The sequence below is a fragment of the Streptosporangium subroseum genome (assembly GCF_900188345.1).
Lineage (GTDB): Bacteria > Actinomycetota > Actinomycetes > Streptosporangiales > Streptosporangiaceae > Streptosporangium > Streptosporangium subroseum.
Genome location: NZ_FZOD01000168.1, coordinates 1 through 1,626, shown reverse-complemented (window position 1 = coordinate 1,626; position 1,626 = coordinate 1). Strand labels below are relative to the sequence as shown.

The 1,626-nt window shown below is 70.2% G+C and carries 1 protein-coding gene; it reads right to left on the bottom strand.

Annotation, left to right across the window (positions count from 1 at the left end; translation table 11 throughout):
• Window positions 1-1,626, bottom strand: a 1,626-nt coding sequence (locus CHC08_RS47845; RefSeq protein WP_143653732.1) for a non-ribosomal peptide synthetase, incomplete at both ends; no start/stop codon positions are given.

Below are 1,626 nucleotides of genomic sequence, written 5' to 3'. Positions count from 1 at the left end.
GCGGCCCAGGTGCTCCAGGTGACCGTTGTGGTTCCAGCGGGCCAGGTCGCCGGTGCGATACATCCGCTCCCCCGGTGCGCCGTAGGGGTTGGCGACGAAGCGTTCGGCGGTCAACGCGGGCTGGCGGTGGTAGCCGCGGGCCAGCTGGGCACCGGCGATGTACAGCTCGCCCGGGACGCCCGGGGGGACGGGCCGCAGGTGGTGGTCCAGGACGTAGGTGTGGGTGTTCCACATCGGCCGGCCGATAGGGGCCGTCCCGGGGCCGATCTCCTGGGGGAAGGTGACCATGTGGTCAGTGCAGCCGACGGTGGCCTCGGTGGGGCCGTAGTGGTTGATGACGGGCACGCCGGGGTGGGTGGCATGCCACTGGTCGAGCTGGGTCGTGTGGAGAGGTTCTCCGCCGAGCATGAGCTGGCCGGTGGGCGCCCAGTCGCCGGGCAAGGTCTGCAGGTACGCGAGGTGGCTGGGAGTGGCCTTGAGGAAGGTGATCTCGTGGCCGGCGAGCGTGGCGGGGAGCGTTTCGTCCCAGGTGGCGATGTGCACGCGTCCGCCGGTGGTCAAGGCGCCGTACAGGGCGGTGACTCCGAGGTCGAAAGCGATGGAGGCGTGCAGCAGGGTGCTGCCGGACAGGTGCGGGTAGACGTGGTGGGCACGGATGATGTAGTTGACCACGCCCTGGTGGGTGATGGCCACGCCCTTGGGCCTGCCGGTGGAGCCTGAGGTGTAGATGACGTAAGCGGGATGCGCCGACAGCAGCGGGCCGTGACGCTCGGCGTCCGACAGGTCGTGGCCGGGCTGGACGGCCAGGTCCAGGTCGTCGTCGAGGAGCAGGTACGGGACCTCCGCCTGCGGCAGGAGGGCGTGGCTGGTGACCAGAAGCGCGGGACGTGCGTCCCTGAGCAGGTGCGCGATGCGGTCAGCGGGCTGGTCGGGCTCTATGGGCAGATAGGCAGCACCGGTTTTCACCACGGCCAGCAGGGCGACGATCAGGTCGGCCGAGCGGGGAAGGATCACCGCGACAAGCTGTTCCGGCCCGGCACCGTGTACGGCCAGCAGGCGGGCGAGCCGGTTGGCGCGGGCGTTGAGGTCGGCGTAGGACAGTTCGGTGCCCTCGAAGACCACGGCGGTGGCGTCCGGGGTGCGGGCCACCTGGGCCTGGAACAGCTCGGGCAGCGTGGCGGCCGGCACCTCGTGCGCGGTGTCGTTCCACTCGACCAGGACCCGGTGGCGTTCGGCCGGACTGAGCAGGTCGATGCCGGAGACCGGCTGGGTGGCGTCGGAGCTGACGGCGTCGAGCAGCCGGACAAGCCGTTCCACGAGAGTCACGACGGTGCCGTGGTCGAACAGATCGGTGGCGTAGGTGACGCTGCCGAACACGCCGGAAGGGCCCGGTGTGAAGGTCTCCTGGAACTGGATGTCGAGGTCGAACTTGGCGGATTGATCACCGCTGGACAGCGTTGCGACGTCGAGCCCCGGCAGGTCGAGGACGGCCTGCGCGGTGTTCTGCAGGGCGAGCATGGTCTGGAAGAGCGGGTGGCGGGCCATGGACCGGGCGGGAGCCAGATCTTCCACCAGCCGCTCGAACGGCACGTCCTGATGGGCGAAGGCGTCCAGCCCGCGTTCCCG